A 1,034-nucleotide genomic window follows, 5' to 3' on the forward strand; every position below is an offset into this window, starting at 1 on the left:
CCGGGCCAGCGCGATTGCGCGTGAGGGGCGCCATGACGATACGATTGGAGAGCGTCAGCGAGCCGAGAGAATAAGGCTCAAAAAGTGCTTTGTTGGTCATAGGTCACCTTGTTTGTCCCCGCCGCGACGAGGTCGTTATCAAATGGATTCGTTGGTGCTCAGGCGACCTTGCGGTACCGCTCGGCGGGATGTTCGTTCCGATAGTTCGGAAGCATGGCCTGGCGCGCGGCCTGAAGCGCGTCCCACTGACCGGCATCGGGGAGTGGCGGGATGGTCACCGGTTCGCGGCGGTCGAAGCCGACCAGCGCCGCGTCAACCAGATCGTCCACCTCCATCACGTTGGAGAGCGTGTTGATGTCGGCGCCGACGTGGCCCCAGATCTCGGTTCGCGTCGTGGCGGGCAGCACGGCCTGGACGTAGACGCCCTTCGGCTCAAGCTCGAGGCTGAGCCCCTGCGACAGAAACAGCACGAAGGCTTTGGTTGCGCCGTAGACCGTCATGCCGAACTCCGGCGCCAGCCCGACCACGGAACCGATGTTGACGATCGCCCCTGCACCCGCCTTCGCAAGTCGCGGGGCGATGGCGCTGGCAAGTCGCAGAAGCGCGGTCGTGTTGAGCGCAACGAGCCGGGCGACGTCATTGGTACTCTGCTCGATGAAGCTTCCGCCGATGGCTGTTCCGGCATTGTTGACGAGAATCCCGATGCGGGCGTCATCGCGCAGCCTCGTCTCTACCGTTGCAAGCTCGGCAGGCTGCGTAAGATCAGCCTGGACGATGTCGATCGCAACGCCAGTTTCCTGACGGAGCCGGGCTCCCAGTGCCTCCATTCGTGCCACGTCACGGGCAACCAGCACGAGGTCGTGTCCGCGGCGGGCGAACCGTTCGGCATAGGAAGCTCCGATGCCCGTGGAGGCGCCGGTGATGAGGACTGATGGAATGGTGGTCATGGCATTGCTCTTTTCTCTGATGGAACCTATATTCATGACGATCATCATGATTGCGGCTAAATATGATGGGCATCATGTAAATGTCAA

Annotated in this window: 1 protein-coding gene; it reads right to left on the minus strand. The window is 61.9% G+C overall.

Annotated elements, in window-relative coordinates:
• Positions 1–158 precede the first annotated feature (158 nt).
• Complete coding sequence (locus NKJ73_RS34050; protein ID WP_352572762.1) at positions 159–947, minus strand: SDR family NAD(P)-dependent oxidoreductase; 789 nt, start codon at positions 945–947, stop codon at positions 159–161.
• Positions 948–1,034 lie beyond the last annotated feature (87 nt).

The organism is Mesorhizobium sp. M0074, from assembly GCF_040322975.1.
In the GTDB taxonomy this organism is placed as follows: Bacteria; Pseudomonadota; Alphaproteobacteria; order Rhizobiales; family Rhizobiaceae; genus Mesorhizobium.

What these genes read in the sequence shown, in the direction of transcription:
- NKJ73_RS34050 (WP_352572762.1), bottom strand. Translation starts at nt 947, where the DNA reads ATGACCACCATTCCATCAGTCCTCATCACCGGCGCCTCCACGGGCATC.